Annotated in this window: 24 protein-coding genes, 5 pseudogenes and 1 riboswitch; of the genes and pseudogenes, 13 read left to right on the forward strand and 16 right to left on the reverse strand. The window is 36.4% G+C overall.

Annotated features, from left to right (window positions below; all coding sequences use genetic code 11):
- Nucleotides 1-94: 94 nt before the first annotated feature.
- Complete coding sequence (locus AAGD93_RS03965) at nt 95-223, forward strand: hypothetical protein (protein ID WP_341819095.1); 129 nt, start codon at nt 95-97, stop codon at nt 221-223.
- Nucleotides 224-450: 227 nt separating this feature from the next.
- Here the strand turns inward: AAGD93_RS03965 and AAGD93_RS03970 are convergent, their stop codons facing one another.
- Nucleotides 451-630, reverse strand: a complete 180-nt coding sequence (locus AAGD93_RS03970; protein ID WP_156518024.1) for a hypothetical protein — start codon at nt 628-630, stop codon at nt 451-453.
- A 554-nt stretch (nt 631-1184) separates the two neighbouring features.
- Here AAGD93_RS03970 and AAGD93_RS03975 point away from each other — a divergent pair.
- The 3 genes from AAGD93_RS03975 to AAGD93_RS03985 all read left to right on the forward strand — a co-directional run bounded on the left by AAGD93_RS03975 (nt 1185) and on the right by AAGD93_RS03985 (nt 4989).
- On the forward strand, nt 1185-2579 hold the full coding sequence (locus tag AAGD93_RS03975) for a malonyl-CoA decarboxylase (RefSeq protein WP_341819098.1): 1395 nt from the start codon (nt 1185-1187) through the stop codon (nt 2577-2579).
- Nucleotides 2580-2654: 75 nt separating this feature from the next.
- Nucleotides 2655-4451, forward strand: coding sequence for a translation elongation factor 4 (gene lepA / locus AAGD93_RS03980; RefSeq protein ID WP_341819099.1), 1797 nt, complete (start codon nt 2655-2657; stop codon nt 4449-4451).
- Nucleotides 4452-4809: 358 nt separating this feature from the next.
- A complete protein-coding gene (locus AAGD93_RS03985; RefSeq protein WP_156518024.1) occupies nt 4810-4989 on the forward strand; it encodes a hypothetical protein in 180 nt (59 codons plus the stop codon).
- 215 nt (nt 4990-5204) lie between these two features.
- On the opposite strand, the gene AAGD93_RS03990 is transcribed toward AAGD93_RS03985, so the two are convergent.
- The 8 genes from AAGD93_RS03990 to pgsA all read right to left on the reverse strand — a co-directional run bounded on the left by AAGD93_RS03990 (nt 5205) and on the right by pgsA (nt 11199).
- Entirely contained in the window at nt 5205-5855 is a 651-nt protein-coding gene (locus AAGD93_RS03990) for a thiamine diphosphokinase (protein WP_341819101.1), read from the reverse strand.
- A complete protein-coding gene (locus AAGD93_RS03995; protein ID WP_006280002.1) occupies nt 5836-6111 on the reverse strand; it encodes a SemiSWEET family sugar transporter in 276 nt (91 codons plus the stop codon). Before AAGD93_RS03995 ends, AAGD93_RS03990 begins: the two co-directional genes overlap by 20 nt.
- A riboswitch (TPP riboswitch) is annotated at nt 6100-6202 on the reverse strand. Its footprint overlaps the gene before it by 12 nt.
- 76 nt (nt 6203-6278) lie before the next feature.
- A complete protein-coding gene (locus AAGD93_RS04000) occupies nt 6279-7124 on the reverse strand; it encodes an SPFH domain-containing protein (protein ID WP_341819908.1) in 846 nt (281 codons plus the stop codon).
- Nucleotides 7125-7131: 7 nt separating this feature from the next.
- Nucleotides 7132-8028 (reverse strand): peptidoglycan DD-metalloendopeptidase family protein, encoded by an 897-nt coding sequence (locus AAGD93_RS04005; protein WP_341819909.1) that lies wholly within the window; start codon nt 8026-8028, stop codon nt 7132-7134.
- A 3-nt stretch (nt 8029-8031) separates the two neighbouring features.
- On the reverse strand, nt 8032-8772 hold the full coding sequence (locus tag AAGD93_RS04010; RefSeq protein ID WP_341819103.1) for a YebC/PmpR family DNA-binding transcriptional regulator: 741 nt from the start codon (nt 8770-8772) through the stop codon (nt 8032-8034).
- A 59-nt stretch (nt 8773-8831) separates the two neighbouring features.
- Nucleotides 8832-9539, reverse strand: a complete 708-nt coding sequence (locus AAGD93_RS04015; RefSeq protein ID WP_341819104.1) for an outer membrane protein assembly factor BamD — start codon at nt 9537-9539, stop codon at nt 8832-8834.
- Between the two features lie 64 nt (nt 9540-9603).
- Nucleotides 9604-10545, reverse strand: a complete 942-nt coding sequence (locus AAGD93_RS04020; protein ID WP_341819105.1) for a hypothetical protein — start codon at nt 10543-10545, stop codon at nt 9604-9606.
- A 111-nt stretch (nt 10546-10656) separates the two neighbouring features.
- On the reverse strand, nt 10657-11199 hold the full coding sequence (gene pgsA, locus AAGD93_RS04025; RefSeq protein WP_264703993.1) for a CDP-diacylglycerol--glycerol-3-phosphate 3-phosphatidyltransferase: 543 nt from the start codon (nt 11197-11199) through the stop codon (nt 10657-10659).
- A 134-nt stretch (nt 11200-11333) separates the two neighbouring features.
- On the opposite strand from pgsA, the gene AAGD93_RS04030 reads away from it, so the two are divergent.
- On the forward strand, nt 11334-12656 hold the full coding sequence (locus AAGD93_RS04030) for a malic enzyme-like NAD(P)-binding protein (protein WP_077188090.1): 1323 nt from the start codon (nt 11334-11336) through the stop codon (nt 12654-12656).
- Between the two features lie 14 nt (nt 12657-12670).
- Here the strand turns inward: AAGD93_RS04030 and AAGD93_RS04035 are convergent, their stop codons facing one another.
- Nucleotides 12671-13597 carry a P44/Msp2 family outer membrane protein gene (locus AAGD93_RS04035; protein ID WP_341819107.1) on the reverse strand — a complete coding sequence of 309 codons (927 nt, stop codon included), beginning with the start codon at nt 13595-13597 and terminating at the stop codon, nt 12671-12673.
- Between the two features lie 111 nt (nt 13598-13708).
- Here AAGD93_RS04035 and AAGD93_RS04040 point away from each other — a divergent pair, with 111 nt between their 5' ends.
- The 5 genes and pseudogenes from AAGD93_RS04040 to AAGD93_RS04060 form a co-directional block, all read left to right on the forward strand.
- The gene (locus tag AAGD93_RS04040) at nt 13709-13927 is read left to right on the forward strand and encodes a BolA/IbaG family iron-sulfur metabolism protein (RefSeq protein WP_264718713.1); all 219 of its coding nucleotides are present in this window, start codon (nt 13709-13711) and stop codon (nt 13925-13927) included.
- A 15-nt stretch (nt 13928-13942) separates the two neighbouring features.
- A complete protein-coding gene (gene grxD, locus AAGD93_RS04045) occupies nt 13943-14266 on the forward strand; it encodes a Grx4 family monothiol glutaredoxin (RefSeq protein ID WP_006280013.1) in 324 nt (107 codons plus the stop codon).
- A gap of 151 nt (nt 14267-14417) precedes the next feature.
- Nucleotides 14418-14801, forward strand: a pseudogene (locus AAGD93_RS04050) (IS66 family transposase); the annotation flags it as partial.
- Between the two features lie 62 nt (nt 14802-14863).
- Nucleotides 14864-15723, forward strand: a protein-coding gene (locus tag AAGD93_RS04055) for an IS630 family transposase (RefSeq protein WP_264705388.1) whose coding sequence is annotated in 2 segments (ribosomal slippage) — nt 14864-15188 and nt 15188-15723 — 861 coding nt in all. Because the reading frame shifts where the segments join, the coding sequence is not laid out codon by codon here.
- 29 nt (nt 15724-15752) lie between these two features.
- Nucleotides 15753-16199: pseudogene (locus AAGD93_RS04060) on the forward strand (IS4 family transposase); the annotation flags it as partial.
- Nucleotides 16200-16206: 7 nt separating this feature from the next.
- Here the strand turns inward: AAGD93_RS04060 and AAGD93_RS04065 are convergent.
- A pseudogene (locus tag AAGD93_RS04065) lies at nt 16207-16792 on the reverse strand (DUF6444 domain-containing protein); the annotation flags it as partial.
- An 80-nt stretch (nt 16793-16872) separates the two neighbouring features.
- On the opposite strand from AAGD93_RS04065, the pseudogene AAGD93_RS04070 reads away from it, so the two are divergent.
- A pseudogene (locus AAGD93_RS04070) lies at nt 16873-17010 on the forward strand (transposase); the annotation flags it as partial.
- Here the strand turns inward: AAGD93_RS04070 and fumC are convergent.
- Nucleotides 17001-18395, reverse strand: coding sequence for a class II fumarate hydratase (gene fumC / locus AAGD93_RS04075; RefSeq protein WP_341819108.1), 1395 nt, complete (start codon nt 18393-18395; stop codon nt 17001-17003). The pseudogene AAGD93_RS04070 and the gene fumC overlap by 10 nt on opposite strands.
- Nucleotides 18396-18672: 277 nt before the next feature.
- Here fumC and AAGD93_RS04080 point away from each other — a divergent pair, with 277 nt between their 5' ends.
- Nucleotides 18673-18798, forward strand: a complete 126-nt coding sequence (locus tag AAGD93_RS04080; protein WP_341819109.1) for a hypothetical protein — start codon at nt 18673-18675, stop codon at nt 18796-18798.
- Here AAGD93_RS04080 and cgtA read toward each other — a convergent pair.
- The 4 genes and pseudogenes from cgtA to murC all read right to left on the reverse strand — a co-directional run bounded on the left by cgtA (nt 18788) and on the right by murC (nt 23025).
- Nucleotides 18788-19810: an Obg family GTPase CgtA gene (gene cgtA / locus AAGD93_RS04085; protein WP_065095390.1), complete on the reverse strand. Its 1023-nt coding sequence runs from the start codon at nt 19808-19810 to the stop codon at nt 18788-18790. The two genes, AAGD93_RS04080 and cgtA, sit on opposite strands and share 11 nt — an antisense overlap.
- The gene (gene eno, locus AAGD93_RS04090) at nt 19798-21072 is read right to left on the reverse strand and encodes a phosphopyruvate hydratase (protein ID WP_264703982.1); all 1275 of its coding nucleotides are present in this window, start codon (nt 21070-21072) and stop codon (nt 19798-19800) included. Before eno ends, cgtA begins: the two co-directional genes overlap by 13 nt.
- Nucleotides 21073-21200: 128 nt before the next feature.
- A pseudogene (locus AAGD93_RS07670) lies at nt 21201-21317 on the reverse strand (WPE palindromic element domain-containing protein); the annotation flags it as partial.
- A 193-nt stretch (nt 21318-21510) separates the two neighbouring features.
- Complete coding sequence (gene murC / locus AAGD93_RS04100; RefSeq protein ID WP_341819110.1) at nt 21511-23025, reverse strand: UDP-N-acetylmuramate--L-alanine ligase; 1515 nt, start codon at nt 23023-23025, stop codon at nt 21511-21513.
- Between the two features lie 26 nt (nt 23026-23051).
- Between murC and AAGD93_RS04105 the strand changes: the two genes are divergently transcribed.
- Nucleotides 23052-23726: a septal ring lytic transglycosylase RlpA family protein gene (locus AAGD93_RS04105; protein ID WP_319803674.1), complete on the forward strand. Its 675-nt coding sequence runs from the start codon at nt 23052-23054 to the stop codon at nt 23724-23726.
- The last annotated feature ends 9 nt before the right edge of the window (nt 23727-23735 follow it).

Consider the following 23735-nt stretch of genomic DNA (forward strand, 5'->3'; position numbering starts at 1 on the left):
GCATAAAGATTGAATAACAAACGGTGCCACAAAAGTAGTTGATACACAACTGCACAAATATTGTAATATAGACATAGTAAACGATATTATTCCAGTGCCCAGACTACTTGGATCCAGGAAACTTAACTCTACACCAAGTAAATGTACAATAAGAACTAGATTCCAGACTGGAATGACACCCTACTTAACCGTCATACCGCGATTCATTCGCGGTATCTCTTAGCATAGATCCCGCTAACACGTAGCGGGATGACAGCAATCCTACGTCATACCGTCACGTTATCTCATCCGCTAACACATAGCGGAATGACGAAGTTATCGTCATTCCACCGCGAACCGTCATACCGCCGCGGCGCTAACAAGAGATCCCGCTGCGGGATGACGAGGTCAGGGTGTCATGAAAGTAGCTGACACTGGTTTCCATCCAAGACAGCAGTAGCCCCTTCGGTGTCATCCCAGTGCCCAGACACTGGGATCCAGGAATTTTATTAAGTTGGTAAGCATAAAAGTGTTATGTAAAATACAACGTTCTTGATGGGATTGCGTGAAATGCTGGATCCCAGTGTCAAGCACTGGGATGACAAAAAAAGGAGCACTGGCATGACACCTCTCTTGGACTCTTTTAGCCACAAACATTAAGAAATTTACTAAATAAAAAAAAAGGCAAAAGAAGCCCCGTGGTGCGAGTTTTGACTCTATATTACTGTAAGTGGCGCTGTAATAATGTGCTGACGCTTAGTTTAAGCACGATTTGGCTGAATGTAGAAAAAATAAAAAAGACATGCAGCCGCTATAATTTTATGTAATCCGCCAATAAATACCCTGAGTTTTTTACTGAATTTTGTCATTGAGCCTGCAGGTCAAAAACAAGTTTTGAGTCATAAATACCCTTATTATCATAATAAGGGGGCTGGCAGAGTTTGTCAAGTAAGTTTTTTCGTTTCTACTGAATGACAGTTGTGGCTTGGGAGGTAGTGCAAGAAGTCTATTGTATTACTGAATTATTAATAATTCAGTAATAGTGCCTGCTATGTAGCTAAAATTTTCCTTTAACTTAAGCTATATGTAGCTAAAATAACTTGGGTTTACCGACAACCGTCATCCCGCTGCTTGTTAGCGGGATCTAGAGATATCGCGGCGGTATGACCCTGACTTGCATTAGCTATGTATAATAAAGGGAATCTATGACAAAAGAATCATTGGTAAAAACTGATATAGTGAAAGTTGAAGACAAAAAGGCGGTAAGAAGCTTTTTTAAAATACTAGGTGGAGTGGCAGATGCTGTAAGATCGTGGATTGGTAACATCAGTCCTGATTTAAGCAACAGTCGCGATATCGATAGTTTAGTCTTGAAGATGAACGAGTGCTTAAATCCAAAGGGAGGGGAGGTTTCAGCACGTAAGAATGCTGTATCTCTTGGTAATTTGTACTTGAGCTTATCAGAGAAAGGTAAAATAAAATTTCTACAAACTCTGGCAGAAAAATTTAATCCGAATAAAGCGGAAATAGATGAGAAAATTAAAGAGTATAAGAAAAACCAAGATCCCGAGTTAAACTATAAATTTGAGCAGGATTTAATAAAAATTCTTGAATCACCACGTTCTAAAATATTAAAGCAATTTATTTCTTTACCAGAAGGCCTTAAGTTTATTGTTGATATGCGTTCTGATGTGCTTAAGCTAAAAAACCAACATAGAAGCTTGAATCCACTAGAGAACGAATTAAAAAATATACTCTATACTTGGGTTGATGTTGATCTACTTGATCTTCGTCAAATCACCTGGGATTCACCTGCATCATTGCTAGAAAAACTTATAAAATATGAAGCTGTGCATAAAATTTCCTCTTGGGGCGACCTAAAAAACAGACTAGATTCTGATCGTCTTTGTTTTGCTTTTTTTCATTACAAGATACCAAATGAACCTCTAATTTTTGTAGAGGTTGCATTGGTGGATAAGATTGCAGATAGCATTCAACACCTTTTAGATGAGTCGATACCTTCAAATGATCCAAGTAGTGCGAGCACTGCTATATTCTATTCAATATCAAATACTCAAGCAGGGTTATCTGGAATTAGTCTTGGTAATTTCTTAATCAAAAGGGTTGTAGAAAAGCTATCACAGGAGTTTAAAAGTATAAAAACATATGCAACTCTTTCTCCAATACCTGGCTTTACGAAATGGCTAAAAAACAATCTAAACCAAGATGTCACTTTATTGGGCAAACTAAATATAAAACAATCTAGTGCAGAAATTTTAGAAAGTGCAAAAACCAACGTTGAATGTACAAATGAAACTAAACAATGCATGCTTAAACTATGTGCATATTATTTACTAAAAGTGAATAATAGTAATGGGAATGCTTATGACCCGGTGGCGCATTTTCATTTAAGCAATGGCGCATCAATAAAACAATTAAACTGGATGGCGGATACTTCTGAAAAGGGTATTAGTCAGTCGGCTGGAATGATGGTAAATTATCTGTATGAGTTGCCTAAAATAGATAATAATCATGAGAATTATATGATTAATAAAGTGATTTCCTGCTCGAAAAAAGTGTCGTCTATGTTGAAGGAGTAAATAGTCTCTTAATAAAGGATTGCCCTCACAACACTTAAAATGTAAAATGGTTCTACTTAAATAAAATAGCCATAAATGAACAACATAAGAAATTTTGCAATAATAGCGCATATAGACCACGGTAAGTCAACGCTTGCTGACCGTTTAATAGAGGAATGTAACGGCCTTGAAGCAAGAGAAATGACCAATCAAATACTCGATTCAATGGATATAGAACGCGAACGTGGGATTACAATTAAGGCACAGACAGTAAAACTCAATTATACGGCAAATGACGGTAATCAATATTGCCTAAATCTCATGGACACCCCAGGTCACGTTGACTTTTCTTACGAGGTAAGCCGAAGCTTAGCAGCGTGCGAAGGTTCACTTTTAGTGGTAGATAGTAGCCAGGGCGTTGAAGCACAAACCCTTGCAAATGTATATAAAGCTATTGACAACAACCATGAAATAATAGTTGTGCTCAATAAAGTTGATCTTCCTGCTGCAGATCCAGAAGGGGTAAAACTCCAGGTTGAGGAAATAATTGGTATTGACGCAAGTGAGTCAGTTTTAATATCAGCAAAAACTGGACTTGGAATAAAAGATGTACTGGAAGCAATAGTAGCAAAACTTCCAGCTCCTCAAGGTGATGTAAATGCTCCACTGCAAGCAATTTTGGTTGATAGTTGGTATGACACTTACTTAGGAGTAGTAATTTTAGTGCGAGTTAAAAATGGAGTGCTAAAAAAAGGCATGAGAATTGTTATGATGTCTAATAATGCTACATATCAGATAGATAATATCGGTATTTTCACCCCTAAAAAAGTGATGACGGGTGAACTTTCAGCGGGTGAAGTTGGTTTTATAACTGCTTCAATGAAGGAAGTAGCAGACTGCAAGGTAGGGGACACTATCACTGAGGAAAAGAGACCTTGTAGTGAAGCACTTCCTGGATTTAAAGAAGTGCATCCTGTGGTATTTTGTAGCATTTTTCCTCATAAAACGGATGATTTTAAATATCTAAGGGAAGCTCTAGAGAAGTTACATTTAAATGATGCAAGTTTTACCTTCGAAGCTGAAACTTCAAATGCACTAGGCTATGGATTTCGTTGTGGATTTTTGGGAATGTTGCATCTTGAAGTTATTCAAGAAAGACTCGAAAGAGAATTTGATTTAGACCTAACAGCAACTGCACCGAGTGTTATATATAGGGTTACAACACGAAGTGGTGAAATTTTGAATATTCATAACCCAAGTGATATGCCAGATCCAACGAAAATTGAAATTGTGGAAGAACCATGGATTACCGCAACCATAATGATCCCTGACCAATACTTGGGAGAGATTCTATCTCTATGTGAAGAAAGGAGGGGAGAACAGGAGGATTTATCTTACATTGGTAACACAACAACAGCATTGTTAAGATATAAATTACCACTGTCTGAAGTTGTTTTTGACTTTTATGATCGATTAAAATCAATTTCCAAAGGATATGCAAGTTTGGATTGGGAAATTTCCAGCTATCTGGTAAGCCAAATAGATAAATTAAGCTTTTTAATTAATGGAGAGCCCGTAGATGCACTGGCTTGTATCGTTCACAAAAGTAGGGCAGAAAAAAGAGGGCGTGAAATATGTGCACGCTTGAAGGATCTAATACCACGTCAGCAATACAAAATCGCGATTCAAGCGGCAGTGGGGGGAAAAATTATTGCCAGAGAAACGATTAACCCATACAGAAAAGATGTAACAGCTAAACTCTATGGTGGAGATGTAACGCGAAGAATGAAACTACTTGAAAAGCAAAAGAAGGGTAAAAAAAGGTTACATTCTATAGGGAACGTAAATATTCCACAGAATGCTTTTATTCAAGCCTTGAAGATAAGTGATTGATCTTAAAAGACTTCTTGTATAGTTTTTGGCAACAACCGTTAGAAACGAAAAAACTTACTTGACAAACTCCGCCAGCCCCCTTATTGTAGTATTAAGGGTATTTATGACTCAAAACTTGTTTTTGATCTGCGCAGGTTCAACAACAAAAATTCAGTAAAAAACTCAGAGTATTTATTGGCGGATTACATAAAATTATAGCGGCTGCATGTCTTTTAAATTTTTTCTACATTCAGCCAAATCGCGCTTATTTTAAGCGTTAGCACATTATTACAGCGCCACTTACAGTAATATAGAGTCAAAACTCGCACCACGGGCCTTCTTTTGCCTTTTTTTTTATTTAGTAAATTTCTTAATGTTTGTGGCTAAAAGAGTCCAAGAGAGGTGTCATGCCAGTGCTCCTTTTTTTGTCATCCCAGTGCTTGACACTGGGATCCAGCATTTCACGCAATCCCATCAAGAACGTTGTATTTTACATAACACTTTTATGCTTACCAACTTAATAAAATTCCTGGATCCCAGTGTCTGGGCACTGGGATGACAGGCTAGCCTGACAACCGTCATCCCTGTAAAGATCAAGTATCCCACTACGTGTTAGCAGCTAAGAGATACCGCGAATGAATCGCGGTATGACGGTTCGCGGCGGTATGACGGTTAAGCAATTCGTCATCCCGCTGCTTGTTAGCGGCTAAGAGATACCGCGGCGGTATGACGTAGGACTGCTGTCATTCAAGTAGCTGAAACTGGAATGACACGTCATAAAGGAACCAGTGTCAGCGCTAGACATATACCACTGTGTACTTCTACGGATACCTTATTGCCTAAACTTCGATTAAAGCAAGAATTTTTTCCCGGAAAAGCAAGATTACTAAGGTGCAGTTCCCATTTTAATCCTTTAGTTGATATTTGAGCTCTCGGTATACCAAGTAAAGATATTTTAGTATTTTTTGGCAAAGAAAAAAAATGGGTAATACCTTTTTGTAAAGTGTAACCTACCATGGGAGGTGAAGGTGTGTAAAAGATACTGCCCGTACTTAGAAAAATGTTAATATTCTGTAGTATGTGATCAATTGCTCCTCCAGTAATACCCGTTACTATTGATGGCAATAACTTTACTGTTTTTAAGTGAGCCATTGCTTTAGAAAAGTCGCAATAATCTTGATCAGGTAGATATATCGTATTCAAATTAGCACGTAAATCCAGATTTACGCTATCCAAATCTCCTACTACAAGATCAGGTTTTACGCCAATTGATAGAAGCTTGTTTGCTCCTCCATCTACAGCAATAATAGGTATATCTCGTTTAAAAAACGATGAGCTCGGTATTTTTCCATTTAGCACTACAATAGAACGATATTGTTGTTGTGTACTGCAGTGCAGCACATGATCATGGTGCAGGTTTTGCATCGTAGTAACATTTTTGAATAATTGATATTATGCTAATCACTAATCCAGCAATGTTGCTAAGCACCACAAAAATTGAGCTCTGGTAAAGACCATAGCCAATCCAAGACAATGAACAAATAAGATAGTTTACTAACATTAACATCGATACATCACGAGTAACTTTAGTGATATATGCTTTATATACTTGAGGTGATAATCCAATTAGAGATGCAATTAACGCAATGAAGCCGAAGCATTCTTCAATATTTATATACATACATTTTCCTACGCTTGCTTTAACAATATCAGGTTCAAAGGGTTGTACTTTATGTACTCTCAGCTTTTCTAGAGCACCCCTAATGCGTGTAATTTATAACATCATTTAGTCTATTAATCAAGAAATTAATAGTGACTTGCATTTATGAAACCCAATCGGCTTCTATGCTAATTATTATCTAAACTAATCGTCGGTTGTGCATCTTGCTCAGAGATTAGGGCAACCAACAAATTATTTATCAATTGAACCTTTTGCTTGCCATCTAATTGTAAGCTTTTGTTTTTTTCAAAATGAGCTATTACTTCCTCGACAATTCCTATTGCGTTTTGCACTATAAGCTTTCTTGCAGAAGTGATAGCATGTGCTTGTTGACGCCTTAACATTACTTGTGCAATCTCGGACGAATATGCCAAATGCGATATTCTTGCTTCTGTAATCTCAATTCCTGCAATATCTAATCTTTGTTGTAACATTGACTGCAATTCACTCGAAATTTTATCAGAATTTTTACGTAAAGATTCCTCATTGCTCTCGCTGTCATACGGATAGTTACTAGCTAATTCTCTTATTACTGAGTCACTTTGTACAAAAACAAATTCGTGATAGTTGTTAACATTATAATACGCCTTCGCCGGGCTGTTCACTCTCCAAACAATCACTGCTGAAATCTCTATTGGACTTCCATTGGCATCATTCACTTTTATTTTTTCTGTGTTGATATTTTGAAATTTTAGGGAAACTATATATTTGCTTGAAAAGGGAAGCGTTACACATATTCCAGACTTAAAATAAGTTCCAATATAATGACCAAAAAATTCTATCACTCTTGCTTCATTAGGGTCATTAATAAAAAATCCTTGAAGAAAAGTCAAAATTGAAACGGCAGCAACTCCAAGTGCAATTGTGCTGTCATATGCCAAAAAAAGCAGCGATAAAATTAATCCTAGCGCTATTAGTACAGGAAAAGCCCGAATTTGACTCAAATTTCTATCGTTTATCGTATTCTTATCCATATTGTCTTTAAACTTCTTTTTCACTTGAACCCTCTCTGTTGATCGTTTTATTTATCTTATTTACAAATAGTTTAAACTCTCTTAATTCATGATCAGGCAATTTTACTTCAGTTTTATGTGCTATCGTAAGCGGATCGATGTGTTTGCCATTATATATAACTTCGTAATGTAAATGGGGTCCTGTTGCAACACCAGTGCTACCAACATAGGCGATGACCTGCCCCTGCTTTACTTTAGAGCCTAACTTTATATCGCCACTAAATCTATTTATATGTGCGTAACAGGTTGAATACTCATTTTTGTGTCTTATTTTGATGTAATTTCCATAGCCACCATTCTTTCCTATATATTCTATCACACCCTCTGCAGCAGCGTATATGGGAGTGCCAAGTTTAGCTGCATAATCCACTCCTTTGTGAAAAGCAATTTTACCGCGAACAGGATGCTTTCTATTGCCAAATTTTGAAGATATACGATAATCTCCATTTAAAGGATTTGCAAAAATTTCGCCATTTTTTAAGCTTATTCCTTCTTTATTAAAATATCTTTCTTTGCCGTCTTGCGATTTATAATGATATAAACTAATAGCTTTCTTGTTTATTGTCAGTGAAGCATATAAAATTTTTTCTTCAGTCTTCTGATTATTAGGCAATCTCTCAAAAAGAACCTCTAATTTACTCTTCGGCACAATGTCTTTTTTAAAATCAACACCGAAATCTTTATATATGTTGATTAATTTCACCACTGTATTTGGCGCCAACCCTTGCTCAATTCCCGTGGCAAAAAAGGAAGATTTTATGGTGCTGGATATTAAAAAAGTCTTTTTACTGTTATCTGGAGTCTTAAGGGCGTGTATATTAAATATTGGTAAAATATAAAGCAGTATAAATATAATCAGCTTCATCATTTAAACAGCATCAACAAAAGTAAAATTACCTTCCACATACTGTACATCGTCGTTATCTTCTAGCTCTTCAACCAATGCAGATAATTTATCAATCAACTCTTTATCGCTAATTTCAATCAGATCTTTTGGCTGCCATGAAAGACGAGCAAGTTCTGGTTCTCCGAATTTTGCATAAAAGGCATCGCGTACTTTACCAAAATCTTTTATTTCACAAGTTATAACGTGTAATCCTTCTTTGTCATTTTCCTCAACATTCAATACTTCTAATTCGATTCCATGACTGAATAAATCGTCAAAATTCATACCCTCTGCTTTATAAACGATTAAGCCTACATGATCGAAAAGGTAACTAACACTTCCTGTTTCTCCTAAATTTCCACCTTTACGAGAAAAGATATAACGTACCTCAGAAGCAGTACGGTTGCGGTTATTAGTCAAGGCATGGACAATGAGTGCAGTGCCAGAAGGCCCATGATCTTCATATTGTATTTCCTCGTAATTTTCTCCAGCAACGTTACCAGTTGCATTTTTTATTGCTGTTTCTATTTTATCTTTTGGTAGATTTTCCTTGCGTGCAGCAAATATAGCAGAGCGAAGGCGCGGGTTGAGTTCGGGATCGGGTAGCCCTTGCTTTGCAGCAACTGCTATTTCTCTGATCAGCTTCGTAAATTTTTGAGAGCGCTTTGCATCCTGAGCGCCTTTCCGATGTTTTATATTTGAAAATTGTGAATGACCAGCCATATTCAAATAGTTAAAAACCTAATTATATATCAAAGCATAGAAAAAGCTAAAGCAAATTTTCAAGCCTCTGGCTTGGCATCTTGCAGGTTTTCTGCTAATAACATACTTTCATACTGCTCAGCTTCTAAGTCAAGGCCAAGAGCTGAATGGGCTGCTATTAAATGGTTAATAGACTTAGAAAAATATTTAGAATCCTTATAGCTTGCCATATTCTGGAAACGCTTAATTGCTGCTAAATATTCACCACGCCTCAGGTAAAATTTACCGATAGAATACTCTTTTGTTGATATATGCTCTGTGATTAGCTTTGCTTTTTCCTTTATCTCGTCTACATATTCGCTGCCTGGAAAGAGATTAATGTACTCTGTAGCCAGCTCTAAAGTTTTATATGCAGTTTGCTGTCCAAGTTGCACTTTATTAATTTGCATGTAACAAGATAATACTCTTAAGTAGTATACATATGGTAAATCTTCACCATTTGAATAAACATATATATAATCAGCCATATCACTTGCAGCACTGCTATAGTTACCCATATTATAGTGAGAAACTCCAGATAATAATTTCGCTTTCATTGCCCAATAAGACAAAGGATACAAATCCTCTATCTTATGAAATGCCCTAATAGCTTGTTTATATTTTTTCTGGTCAAAAAGTTCAACTGCTTCTTCATATAGTTCAGTTTCAGTTTTTTCAAGATCATTCGCATACGATTGTGTAAAGGAGCAAATTAGAAAAATAAAGCACGTGATTAAAGTCTTATACATAAGATTTTTTTCGATCAAAATAAAGTATAGACCTAAATATTACTTAAATAAATAAATAAATTTCTTAGGCAATAGCAGTTCCTTCTTCTTTATAACTACGGTCAGAACTACCTGCATTTCTTGATTCACCTCGTCCTTCCACTTTTGGATCTTTCAGCGTCTTACTGTAGGAATGTATAGTTAAGACCTGTACAGCCATAAAAATTGCAATACCTATCAAGCCTAAAGTAGGTCCAACAGCAGGATTTAAGGACGATGCTAATGCCATTAACATTATCCTTCTTATTAAAAATACAGAAGAACCAGCAAGCGCCAATCCGGCTACAGATATATTGCTAGTTTTCTTGCTAGATTTCTCATCAAGATCAGACTTTTCTGTTTCCTTTTTCTTATTTTTTTCATGCTTATCAATATAAGAAACAAGAGTTGCAAGAAAAGCAATTGCATTGGCAAGAAATAAAATTGCATCCTCTGCTGCTTCAAGTGAAGATGTTTCACCCATTATCATACCTACAATAACCAGTGCAGTTGTTATAGCCTCAATATAGATCAAACACTGACCTATATCAGAAATATCGTGCTCTTTTTCCTTTACTTCCTCTCCATTTTCAATATTCTCCAACTCTCGTTCTTTTTGTGCTATTTTCCTATTATTATAAATTAAATATAGCGTACAAATGAGAGATAAGACCATAAAAGGTAATATAGTATGGCCTAATGCGCTGCTTATAACACCAAGTAATACCTGATCGCTATATGTTTTTTCCAGTTCAATCGCCATCAGCAATGTAAATGGGACCATTGTTGCCAATGATGCACATTTTCTATATAGCTCTCTTTTTTTTAGTGCTAATAGTTCTTGTTCTAGCCTTTCTCTTTTGACTTCTTTATCAACTGTTGGCCAAAAATCCCAAAAAAACTCTTCTAATGGTTCAAAATCTCTTTTTTTCTTATTCTTTCCTGGAACCTTTTTAGTAGAAGAAAATTTGCCACTAGGTATTTTCATAATATTAACCTAATTAGTTGTAAGTTAATACAATTATACACCTTTTTGCTTTCTGAGTCAATATCACTAAGATATTAACTACTCTTGTCTATTAACTATTTCCTAGGAGATTTAATCAATCTGTTTGATGCCGGCTAGGATATAATTATAGCCTGACCACATAGTTATAATAGCTGCAACCCATAAACAAATCGCACCTGTATATTGAATCATATAATAATCGTTCATTATTAGCGCTACTACAGCAACCATCTGCAAAAATGTTTTAATTTTTCCAGCTTTGCTTACAGGTAGACTAACATTTGTAGCTATCAGAAACTCCCGTAAACCCGAAACTAATATCTCCCGACAGATGATGATAATCGACGGTACTATTGTAAAATCATTTATCTTTTGCTTATAAATTAGCATAATTATCGTTGAAACCACTATTAATTTATCAGCAATTGGATCAAATAGCTTGCCAAACTTTGATTGGACTTTCCACGCACGCGCCAGGTAACCATCAAAAAAATCCGTAATGCACGCAAACACAAAGATTGATATTGTTATCAGGCCTGCATATTTATTTTCTATATAAAAACTTAATATTATTGCTGGTATTGCAAGTGCACGAGAAATTGTAAGCAAATTAGGCACGTTTTTTTTAAGCATGTAATATCATCTTACGTAATAGGTAAACTTATACAGAAGTACAACAGAGTTCACAAGTTAATAGTTTACAATTGAATATTTATAAAAACTCCATATACTTAAAAAATACAAGCTTAAAATATAAGGATGTAATGATGAACGATGATTTAGATAGTACCACAAAACAAGAAGCGCTTAAGTATCACAGCAGAGGTGGTAACCCTGGTAAAATTTCAATCATGCCAACAAAACCTTTATCTACCCAGTATGATTTGTCACTTGCTTATTCCCCTGGTGTTGCAGCTCCGTGCCTTGAAATAGCTAAAAATCCTGAGGTTGTTTATGATTATACAGCAAAAAGCAACTGTGTTGCTGTCATTTCAAATGGCACTGCAGTGCTTGGACTTGGTAATATCGGTCCTCTTGCTGCAAAACCTGTCATGGAAGGCAAAGCTGTTTTATTTAAGCGTTTTGCTGATATTGATGCAGTTGATATAGAAGTTGGTACAGAAAATATAGAAGATTTCATCAATGCAGTAAGGTATCTTGGGCCAAGTTGGGGGGGGATAAATTTAGAAGATATAAGATCTCCCGATTGTTTTATAATAGAGAAACGCCTGAATGAACTGATGGATATTCCAGTGTTCCATGATGACCAGCATGGAACTGCGGTGGTTGTTGCAGCTGGCATAGAAAATGCTCTTGATATTGTTGAAAAGAAATTAGAGGACGTTAAGATCATTATGAATGGTGCTGGAGCAGCCGGTATTGCATGTTTAGAAATACTAAAGTCCATGGGCGCTAAAAATATAGTGCTGTGTGATAAGCAAGGAGTAATATACAAAGGTAGAAACGAGGATATGAATGAGTGGAAGGAAAAGTATGCAATTGATACTTCCGAACGTTCTCTACTTGATACAATAAAAGGCGCTGATGTATTCATCGGACTATCTGCAAAAGATGTGTTAAATGAAGAGATGTTAAAGAGTATGGGCAAAGACCCAATTATTTTTGCTCTTGCCAATCCCGATCCAGAAGTAAGGCCTGAGTTTGCAAAATCTGTGAGGCCAGATGCAATAATTGCAACTGGTAGGTCAGATTACAACAACCAAGTCAACAACGTAATGGGTTTTCCTTATATATTTAGAGGGGCACTTGATGTACATGCAACAACAATAAATGATGAAATGAAAATTGCAGCTGCAGATGCAATAGCAAAGCTTGCCCGTGAGCCAGTACCAGGTGAGATATCTGCAGTCTATGGCGGTCGTAAAATGGGCTATGGACGTGAATATATAATACCTACTCCATTTGACCCAAGATTAATTTCTATAGTAGCTCCTGCTGTTGCAAAAGCCGCAGTTGATTCAGGTGTTGCAAGAAAGGCAATACAAGATTGGAGTAAATATGAAAATCAATTAAAATCTCGTCTTTCTAATGTTCTCAGCACGCTGAATTTACTATCTTCACATATGTAATTTATTGGATAAAGTTAAAAGTGATAAACCAATCCAAACTCTAAGCCATATATGCCAAACCTATTGGTAATGGTTGCAGTTGTTGATTCAACACGTGCAGTTTCATCAACTTTACTTCCTCCACCGGCAGGAATATATCCTTCACCAGCTAGTATCTTTATTCCTGGTACAATATCTTTAAATTGGTTATCAAGGATACCAAAATAGCGTAAACCAGCAAATGCTTGAGTTTGTGCTGTAAGTTGGTGATTGATACCAAGTTTTGCTTGGTAAGCCAAGGCATATCTGGTTTTTCCTAGAAATTTAACCCTAGTTACACCTGCACCAATACCAACATATGGGGTGAATGGCATTTTTGCTATATTAAAATCACGATATACATTGACCATTCCAGCTAAGTTATTAAAACCTTCATTTTTCATCTTAAATGCAGCTCTGAACTCTGCTTCAACACTACAATTTTCTTGAATGTGAATATCAACCTTTCCACTTCTCCAAGGTGAATTGCATTCCGCTCCAGTAGACGCATCATTGTGACGACGAAGTTCAATATATCTTGCTTTTTTCTTATCTGAATAATCTTCATCATATAAGTTAGTCTGAGAATATAAGCCTTCAAACTCAACTCTCATATTTTTGAATAAATATCCTATTGCAGCACTACCGGCAAACCCTGGAACATATTTAGGACTGTATCCAGCTTCAATTCGCTCCTTCTTATTAAAACTAAAAACCCCCTCTGTTATATTGTCACCTGCATCTTCTTTTCCTTCTAGAGAACCTATTGCATTGAAGAATGCTCCAAAATAGTTAGCTTTGATGTAAACATTCTCTAAGTTATTTATTTTATCATCGCAAGATAAGCACCTAAATGAAAAAGTTAGCAAAACCAATAGATATGTGAATTTAAATCTTTCGCCCACCACAAAGCCTCCCTGCATAATTTGTCATTCCATTATTATAGTATGCTTCTATTTTTTATGATAGCAACTTTTTATTGCGCTCAATCGTTTTAGATTTATAATGAAAGTATTGTAATTTAAAGCAAATCAATGGCTATTGCAATTCACGAATTAGAGAGGATCATCAAACAATCGTTCCCCGACGCTGATATAAAGATTCATGATCTTGCTGGAGATGATGACCATTATCATTTAAAAATAAACTCCAAGTGTTTTCTTGGAAAGACAAAAATAGAACAGCATAAAATGGTATATAAAGCTCTGGAAGGTCAGTCTATACACGCCTTGCAACTGGAAACTAATACTTAAAAATAAGGTGAATTTATGAGCAATTTTGAACAAATAAAAAAAGATATAACAGAAAATGATGTGGTATTGTATATGAAAGGCACTTCTGATTTTCCTCAATGCGGATTCTCTGGACTCGTCGTGTCAATCCTAAAAAAATTGAACGTGAAGTTTAAGTATATTAACGTGTTGGAGAATGATGAAATACGTGAATCTATAAAAAAGTTTTCTGATTGGCCAACAATTCCACAATTATATATAAAGGAAGAGTTTATTGGTGGTTGCGACATCACTCGCGAGATGTACGAAAAAGGCGAACTGCAAAGTTTATTGAAGGAAAAAAAAATTATTGCGGAATAAGTACCAAGAAACCAGTGCCCAGACGCTGGATAACGTAGTATAGCTATGAAAAAGGATCTTATGTCTTAAACCGTATCCGTTCAGGGGAGCGGCAAAATAAGGTAGACAAAGCAAGATAATAAAGATAATCATAGAGCAAAAGTGAGGTAATGTGGTAAACCTTTTAGAACTCTGCAAAAATTTACAGCAAAAAATAGAAAAGTTGGAAGGGAGGATAGAAGAGTTAGAGGCAGAAAATAAGGCCTTGAGGATTGAGAACGCTGAGTTGAAAGAGAGGCTTGGTTTAAACTCGAAAAATTCATCTCTACCGAGCTCTAAAGAATTGTACAAAACAAAAAAGGACAAGCCAAAAAGCGAAAGGAATGTTGGCGATTAGGTTGGGCATAAAGGAAATTTTCATGCCACAATGGAAGCGGATAAAGTAGTAAAAATAGAGTTGCCTAATATTTGCGAATGCGGAGGAGAGCTTGTAATATGCGAAAAACCTTATGTTCACCAAAAAGTTGATCTTCCGGAAATTAGGCCTTATGTAGTATAGCTCTTTCCATAAAAGTCCGGATGTGATAGGATAAGGATAGATGATGATAAGGAGGTTGAATGCCAGCAGCATATAGTTATGATTTAAGAAAAAAAGCAATGGAAGCGCTAGACGAAGGAGAAAGCAGAGAAACAGTGGCAGCAAGATTTAAGATTGGACGAACTACTTTATGGGAGTGGCAGCAAAGAAGAAAAGAAACAGGAGACTTTCAATCAAAAAAACTTGGAAATGGGGGTTACAATCACAAAATTACCGACTGGGATACCTTTGCCAAATTTGCCAGAGAACACGGAGGAAAGACTCTATCGGAAATGGCTAAACTTTGGAACAACGTTAGTATCCAAACGATCTATCGAGCCCTTAAAAAAATTGGATTTACGCGCAAAAAAAGACATATGGATACAAGGAAAGAAACGAAGAAAAACGTGCTGAATTTTTGAAAATTATAGCGACAAAAGAACCTAAAAACTTAGTGTATATAGATGAGTCTGGCATTGATAACACCGAAGACTACCCCTACGGATATTGCCAGAAAGGACAGCGGTTTTATGCCTTAAAATCTGGAAAGAAAACTCAACGAATCAGTATGGTTGCAGCCTTAAGTGGAAGAAAGATAGTTGTTCCGTTAACCTTTGAAGGCCACTGTAATATGGATGTTTTTAATGGATGGTTTGAGCAATTTTTGACACCGATCTTGGAACCTGGACAGACTGTCATTCTTGACAATGCTACTTTTCATAAGTCTGATAAGATTATCGAGCTTGCTAAAGGGGTTGGTGCAGAAATTTTGTATCTGCCGCCTTATTCTCCAGATTTCAACAAAATTGAGCATCATTGGTTTGCTATAAAAAACAGAGCCAGGAAAAACATTCCTCTATTCGAATCCTTTCGTCGTGCTGTTGATTCTGCCTTCCTATGACCTGTTCGGACTATTATGAGAAATGCTATAATACTTTCGATGAAGCTGTTGAAAAAATTAGTTGGTATTGCCTTAGATGGAAAATAGAGATATTACATAAAATTTTAAATCCGGTCTCAAAGTTGAAGAATGTAGGCTTGGAATAGCAGAAAGACTAATGAGATATCTAACAGTTGTGAGTATTATTGCTTGGAGGATCTTCTTTATTACATCAATTGCAAGAGCTAACCCAACATTACCATGTACTACCTTATTAGCTGAAGAGGAATGGAAAGTTTTATACGTTAAAATACACAGAAAACCATGTCCAAGTGTAGTTCCCAACATAAAAGAAGCTGTTTCATGAACTTGGAGGCCATTTAGCAAGAAAAAATGACCCAGAACCAGGACCTTATGTTCTTTGGAAAGGATATAAACGTCTCTTTGATTTAGCAGAAGGATGGCGACTTGCTCACGAACCTCATATTTGTGGGTAATAGTAAGATTTGATATGCTGCCAACACTTATGTTCAAATTAAAAATGTCATTTATGATACTAGCCACTTCACGCTTTGAGTTTTTGTAAAATCCGCTGAGTGCTGCAATTATAGACTTAACCCTTGGACCAAATGTATCTGGCGTAACACCTTCTGGTAACTTGCTACTTTTTCTTTTTCTGCATCTCCGACAACGACCATGTTCCAATTACTACATAAGGCCTAATTTCCGGAAGATCAACTTTTTGGTGAACATAAGGTTTTTCGCATATTACAAGCTCTCCTCCGCATTCGCAAATATTAGGCAACTCTATTTTTACTACTTTATCCGCTTCCATTGTGGCATGAAAATTTCCTTTATGCCCAACCTGATCGCCAACATTCCTTTCGCTTTTTGGCTTGTCCTTTTTTATTTTGTATAGCTCTTTTGAGCTGGGCAGGGATGAGTTTTTTGAATTTAAACCGAGCCTTTCCTTTAATTCAGCGTTCTCTATCTTTAAAGCTTTATTTTCTGCTTTTAAGTTTTCTATCTCTGCTTTCAGTTTTTCTATTTTTTGCTGTAAATTTTTGCAAAGTTCTAAAAGGTTTACCACATTACCTCACTTTTGCTCTATGATTATCTTTTTAGATCACTTTGTCTACCTTATTCTACCACTCCGCTGAACGGATACAAAAAATTGGTAAAGAGGAAGGGAAAATTGAAGTTACAAAAACAATGCTAGCTAATAATGTTGATGTTAACACTATTGTCAAGTTTACTGGCCTTTCTATTAGTGAGATTGAAGAATTAAGTGTGAGCGGTTACAAATAATTTACCATTTCTTCTGGTTTCACTATCCTTTCAAACTCTTCCTCAGTGAGCAGTTGAAGTTTTGCTGCTGCTTCTTTTAGAGTGATATTTTCTTTATAAGCAAGCTTCGCTATTTTTGCTGCATTGTCGTACCCTATATGCGTATTTAATATAGTGACCAACATCAACGACTGATTCAGTAAATCTTTTATCCTCTCTTCATTTGCTTTAATACCAATTACACATTTTTCTGTAAAATTTAAACTTGCATCAGCTAAAAGTCTTATAGACTGCAAAACATTGTAAATTATCACTGGCTTAAACACATTCAATTCAAAATGACCGTTTGAACCACTAATGGTCACAGCAACATGATTTCCCATAACTTGAGTGCACACCATAGTTACTGCTTCACACTGAGTTGGATTCACTTTACCTGGCATAATTGAAGAACCAGGCTCATTTTCCGGTAACATTATTTCCCCAATTCCGCATCTTGGACCAGAACCAAGCAACCTTATATCATTTGCAATTTTCATTAAACTGACTGCTACTGTATTGAGTGTTCCACTGAGCTCAACTAAAGCATCATTTGCTGCTAGCGCTTCAAATTTATTGCCTGCTGAAGTAAATGGAAGGTTAGTAATTCCTGCAACTTGCTTTGCAAAATCTTCAGCAAAACCCTTTTTAGTATTGAGTCCCGTGCCAACCGCAGTGCCACCTTGTGCAAGCTCGTATATACCACTTAAAGTTGATTTTACTCTCTCTATCCCCTTTTTAATCTGGGCTGCATAGCCAGAAAACTCCTGTCCCAGTGTTAGGGGCGTTGCATCTTGCAGATGAGTACGTCCTACTTTTATTATATCTTTAAATTCCTGAACCTTATTATCCAGCACCTTATACAATTTTTCAAGATTTGGAATAAGCAAGCAGTTTATTTGCTCTGCTGCTGCTATATGCATTGCTGTTGGAAAGGTGTCATTTGACGACTGACCATAATTCACATGATCATTTGGATGTATTGGAGATTTACTACCCAAATTACCACCTAAAATCTCTATTGCACGATTGCTGATCACTTCATTCATATTCATATTAGTCTGCGTTCCGGATCCGGTTTGCCAAACAACAAGCGGAAATTCATTATTAAATTTGCCATCTATTACTTCCCTCGCGGCTGTGCAAATTGCGTCCCCTACCCTATCATCTATAACACCATGTTTCATATTAACACGCGCTACTGCAAGTTTTACTATTGCTAATGCTTTAATCAGAGACTCTGGCATTTTTTCTGTGCCAATCTTAAAATTTTCTAAAGAACGCTGAGTCTGCGCTCCCCAGTAATGTTCACTTGGTACTTTTACTTCCCCTAAGCTGTCTGATTCTATTCTCGTCTTTCTATCCATATTTTCCTCCTGGTGTTATGCAAACTGGTTCACTACATAATTTTTTCATGCCTACTTCTTGGTTAATTAAATCATACTAGATCCAAGTAGTCAAGTGTACGAACATTGCAATTTTCAGGTAACTTGCATGGTAGATGCAAGTAGCTGACACTGATTCACTTTATGATGGTGTCATTCCAGTCTGGAATCCAGCCTTTTCATAATCATCAAAACGTTGTATTTTAACATAAAACGGCTACTTTTATGCTTACCAACTTAATAAAATTCCTGGATCCCAGTGTCTGGGCACTGGGATGACACCCTTCTGGTGGACTCAAATCACGATGTTTGCACAGCTGTACGCTTAGTTCTGGTTGCACGCTACCATTCTTGTACATCCATAAATAGAAAATTTACGCTTTAAAAGGATCATATACATCGATTTCCTTAGAATTACTCTTTTTCAATTTTTCACTTAATAATCTTAAAATAGGCTGTAAATCACCATTAATTGATAAGCACAGCACTTCTTTATTGAGATAATTAGCTAGGTGATTCTTCTTTTCCAGAATTTCTGCTTCCCTCAATAAGTCGCATTTGTTTAATACTACAATCTCTTCTTTTTCAACAAGATCACTATTGTAAAGTTCCAATTCATTATGGATACAACTATAAGCCGAAACAACGTCATCGTGAGTTACATCGATTAAATGAAGTAAAATTTGACACCTTTCTATGTGCTTTAAAAATTTATGCCCGAGCCCAACTCCAAGGTGAGCATCAGTAATTATTCCAGGAATATCTGCTATTACAACTTCGCTATCATCCACTTTTACCATGCCTAAATGAGGTCTTACGGTGGTAAATGGATAATCGCCTACTTTTGTATCGGAATTTGAGCAGCGAGTCAAAAATTTTGATTTACCTGCGTTTGGCATGCCAATAATTCCAATATCTGATAAAACTTTTAGTTTTAATAATACATGTTTTTCTTCGCCAGGCTGACCGTAAGTAAAATGTCTTGGTGCCTTATTAGTAGAAGATTTAAAATTAGTATTTCCAAGTCCACCTTTTCCACCCTGTGCTATTAAAAATTCCATATCAGGCTTGTCAAGATCGACTATTATCTCTTCACTTTCTTCATCAATTATTTGTGCACCAACTGGAACTTTAAGTATAACGTCTTTCCCTGCTGTGCCAGATCTATCCCTGCCTGCACCATTTTTTCCACTATCTGCTTTAATGTGTCTTCTATAACGAAAATGAAGCAAAGTGTTGAGATTAGCGTCGCTGATGAAAACTATGTTTCCACCCTTTCCTCCATTACCACCATTTGGACCACCAAATTCAACGAACTTTTCTCGACGAAAACTTGCACAGCCATCACCACCGTCACCAGCTTTTAAACACAATTTTACTTCGTCTATAAAACCCATGCTAACCCACGATAATATTTAGCATCCTTTCCTAATGCGCTTTCTATTCTGATTAGCTCGTTATACTTCGCGAGTCTATCAGAACGCGATAGCGACCCGGTTTTTATTTGCCCGCAATTTGATGCAACTGCTATGTGGGATATTGTTGTGTCTTCTGTTTCACCTGAGCGATGAGAAATAACAGCTTTATAGCCATTTGATTTTGCCATTTCAATAGCAGCAAAAGTTTCTGTTAACGTCCCTATTTGATTTGGCTTGATCAGTACAGCATTTGCCATTTTTTCCTCTATTCCTTTGCATATCAGTTCACAATTTGTAACAAACAAATCATCCCCAACCAATTGAATTTTACTCCCCAATTTTGCAGTAAGTAATTTCCAACCTTCATAGTCGTCTTCACTCATTGCATCTTCTATAGAAATTATTGGATATCTTTCCACAAGATTACAATAATATTCAGTCAACTCTTCTGAAGTAAGATCTCTGTGTTCAAATTTGTAAATTCCATCTTCATAAAAAGTAGATGAAGCAACATCAAGGCCTAGTGCAAAATCACTTTGCGCTGAATAACCTGCTGATTCTATAGCGTATATGATCAAATCAAGTGCTTCTTCAGTACTTTCAATATTTGGTGCAAAACCACCTTCATCCCCTACATTTGTGCTATAACCTTTTTTCTTAAGAATGCTACGTAAGTTGTGGAATACCTCCGCAGATATTCTAATCGCTTCACTGAAAGTCTCAGCACCGACCGGAAGAATCATGAATTCTTGGAAATCGAGCTTATTGTCTGCATGTACTCCACCATTAATTATGTTAATGAGTGGAACCGGCATAACACTCGTCTGCTTTCCTCCCAAATATCTATATAGCGGCATTTTGAAACTGTTTGCTGCTGCTTTTGCAACTGCAAGAGACACACCCAAAGTTGCATTTGCTCCAAGTTTTGATTTGTTTTTTGTTCCATCTAGTTCAATTAATGCTTTATCAATTGCATTTTGGTCCGCTGCATTCATTCCAATGATTTCATCTGCTATTATCCCATTTACAGCTTGAACAGCTTTCAGCACTCCCTTACCACAATACCTTTTCTCATTTTGGTCCCTGAGTTCCAAGGCTTCTAATTTACCAGTTGAAGCTCCAGAAGGTACAGAGGCCCTGCCTATTGCTCCATCACAGAGTTCAATTTCCACCTCAACAGTAGGGTAACCCCTGCTATCTAAAATTTCTCTTGCAAATACATTGTTGATTATCTTATTCATTACATTAACCCTTTACTAGATTCACAATTGTGTGCACGGAACGTTCTGTCTCGGAAGATGTTATCCCAGCGCTGTAACATTTCAGTGTATGAACATTGCAATATACAGGTAATTTGAGTAGCGGATGGTGTCATGCAAGTAGCTGACACTGGAATCCAGCTTTTACTATACAGCCACCTGGTGTGCTCATTTACGATTAAGTTTTCTGGATCCCAGTGTCTGGGCACTGGGATGACATCATTCTTAGTGGAAGTTACCCCCATATCACAACGTTCGTACAGTTGTGTGCTTCGACACTGGGATCCAGCCTTATTACACAATTTTATCATATAAATCCTCCCAGTCCGGATTCTTTTTCTCAATTAAATTCATTTTCCATATATATAATTGACTAGATTCCAGTTTGCATGACACCAGTACTTGCATTTATTCTATCGTTTAACTAGATGTTTGTATAGTTTCTGCTATGAGCTTTGCAGCTTCCTTTGCCAATTTAGCTATATTACTACCAGCACCAATAAATAATACTATATCACCTGGACTTGTCGAATCACTAATAAAATGTGAAATGAGCAAAGCATCATTCATAATTTTTGTGTTATTAAATCCATTACTGATTAAAGCTTTTTGTATATCATCAATTCCACAACCAGGAATAGGCTTATCTTCTGGAGGATGAACAGGAGTAAGGATGACATAATCAAACATCATGAAAATTCGTATGAATTCATCAAAAAAATTACGAATGCGAGCAAAACGAAGTGGTTCGATAATTCCTATTACTTTTCCTTTAGTAATCGAACGTGCAGCCGTTAAAGTTGCATATATTTCATTTGGATGATGGGCATAATCCTCAATTAACTTAACACCTTTAATATTGGCAATCAAAGAGAATCTTCTTGCTACTCCTTTGAATTCCAAAAGGCCTTTTTTAATCTCTGCATCGCTAATCCCGAGTTTTATCGCAACTGATATTGCAGCCAAGGCGTTGCTTACTTTGTGAATACCTATTGCGTTTGATAGTACTATGTTTTTTAAAGGGCTGGATCCCAGTGTCACGCACTGGGATGACAGAGGGTGATGGGATGACACCTGCTTTTTTGTCATGCAAGTAGCTGATGCTGGAATCCAGTTGTTCAACACGTCAAATTCTATGCTGTTAGCATGCTGTTTAATGTTGCTGGCTCTTATGCTACCATTCTCAAACCCAAACGTTATAGAATTACTCGCATCATAATCGATGTCTACAGAATCAGGTAAAACTGCAGAACCTGCATTATTCACGAATTGGGAAAATGCATTTTTGATATTATCAAATGTGCCGTAATAATCTATGTGGTCATTGTTGATACTTGTTATGACAGCAATCTTTGCAGGGATTTTTAGCATAGTTCCATCAGACTCATCAGCCTCGATCAGAAAAGTGTCACTCTTTCCAAGTTTTGAATTACTCTGATACGAATTTAGTATTCCTCCTACAATTACAGTTGCATCAATATTAGAATGATCAAAAATGGAAGCAATCATAGCCGTTGTTGTTGTCTTTCCGCTTGAACCTGAAACCGCTATCACATATTTACCTTTCATAATTTCAGCAAGTATGTCTGATCTATGCAAAACGGTTTTATTGTTATTTTTTGCCGCAATTAACTCCACATTATCAGATTCTATTGCAGAAGAATGTACAACTATTTGAGCTTGGCTTATATTATTAGCATTGTGACCAATATAAACCTCTATACCTAGCTTTTGTAACTTATTTATATTGTCGTTTGATTGTGCATCACTGCCTTGAACTTTGTAATTGGAATTGTGAAGAATTTCAGCAATAGCGCTCATTCCGATTCCACCTATACCAATAATATGTATTATTCCTTTTTGAGTTTTGTTAATATTTAGCAGTAGATGTTTACTCATTACTAAATTTATTATAGTATAATTTAAAATCCTCATAGTATCGAACCCTCTTACCGAATACAATGATAAAAAACCTAACCTTTCTATGTCTAATATTTGTTTTGATAAGTAGCTGCAGTTTTAGCAACAGGTTTAACTGCACTGCAGGTCATTATAAAATTGGCAGCAGCTACACAATAAATGGTATAACTTATCACCCAAAAAACTGTAAACACTATGAAGAGATAGGGATAGCGTCGTGGTATGGAATAGAAGATCATGGCACGCTTACAGCAAATGGTGAAGTGTTTAACCGTCACTTGATCTCTGCAGCGCATAAGACTTTGCCCCTACCCTGCTTTGTTCTTGTCACTAATTTAGAAAATGGAAGAAAGCTTGTTACAAGGGTTAACGATAGAGGGCCTTTTATTGAAGGCAGAATAATAGACTTATCAGAAAAAGCAGCTCAAGTCTTAGGATTTCATAAATCTGGGCTTGCAAAAGTAAAAGTTCAATACCTAAGAAAGATGTCAGAACAATTGATACAAAATACTCCTCATTACAGAAAGCAATATGAAAAAGAAATGCAGAAACGTCACCCGAAACAAGACAGTGCAGAAAGTAAGGGATATGTTGCATTTTTTAAAAGTGCTCAGGCTGCTAAATCAGCTGCATCAAAGCTTCGCAATCAAGGAATAAAAAATGTTAGATTGCTTTTTAAGAACGATCAATATTGCGTGAAAGTGAGTTATAGGTAGTGGTGAGTG

Origin of the sequence: Wolbachia endosymbiont (group A) of Brachyopa scutellaris, assembly GCF_964026995.1 — a bacterium.
GTDB lineage: Bacteria > Pseudomonadota > Alphaproteobacteria > Rickettsiales > Anaplasmataceae > Wolbachia > Wolbachia pipientis.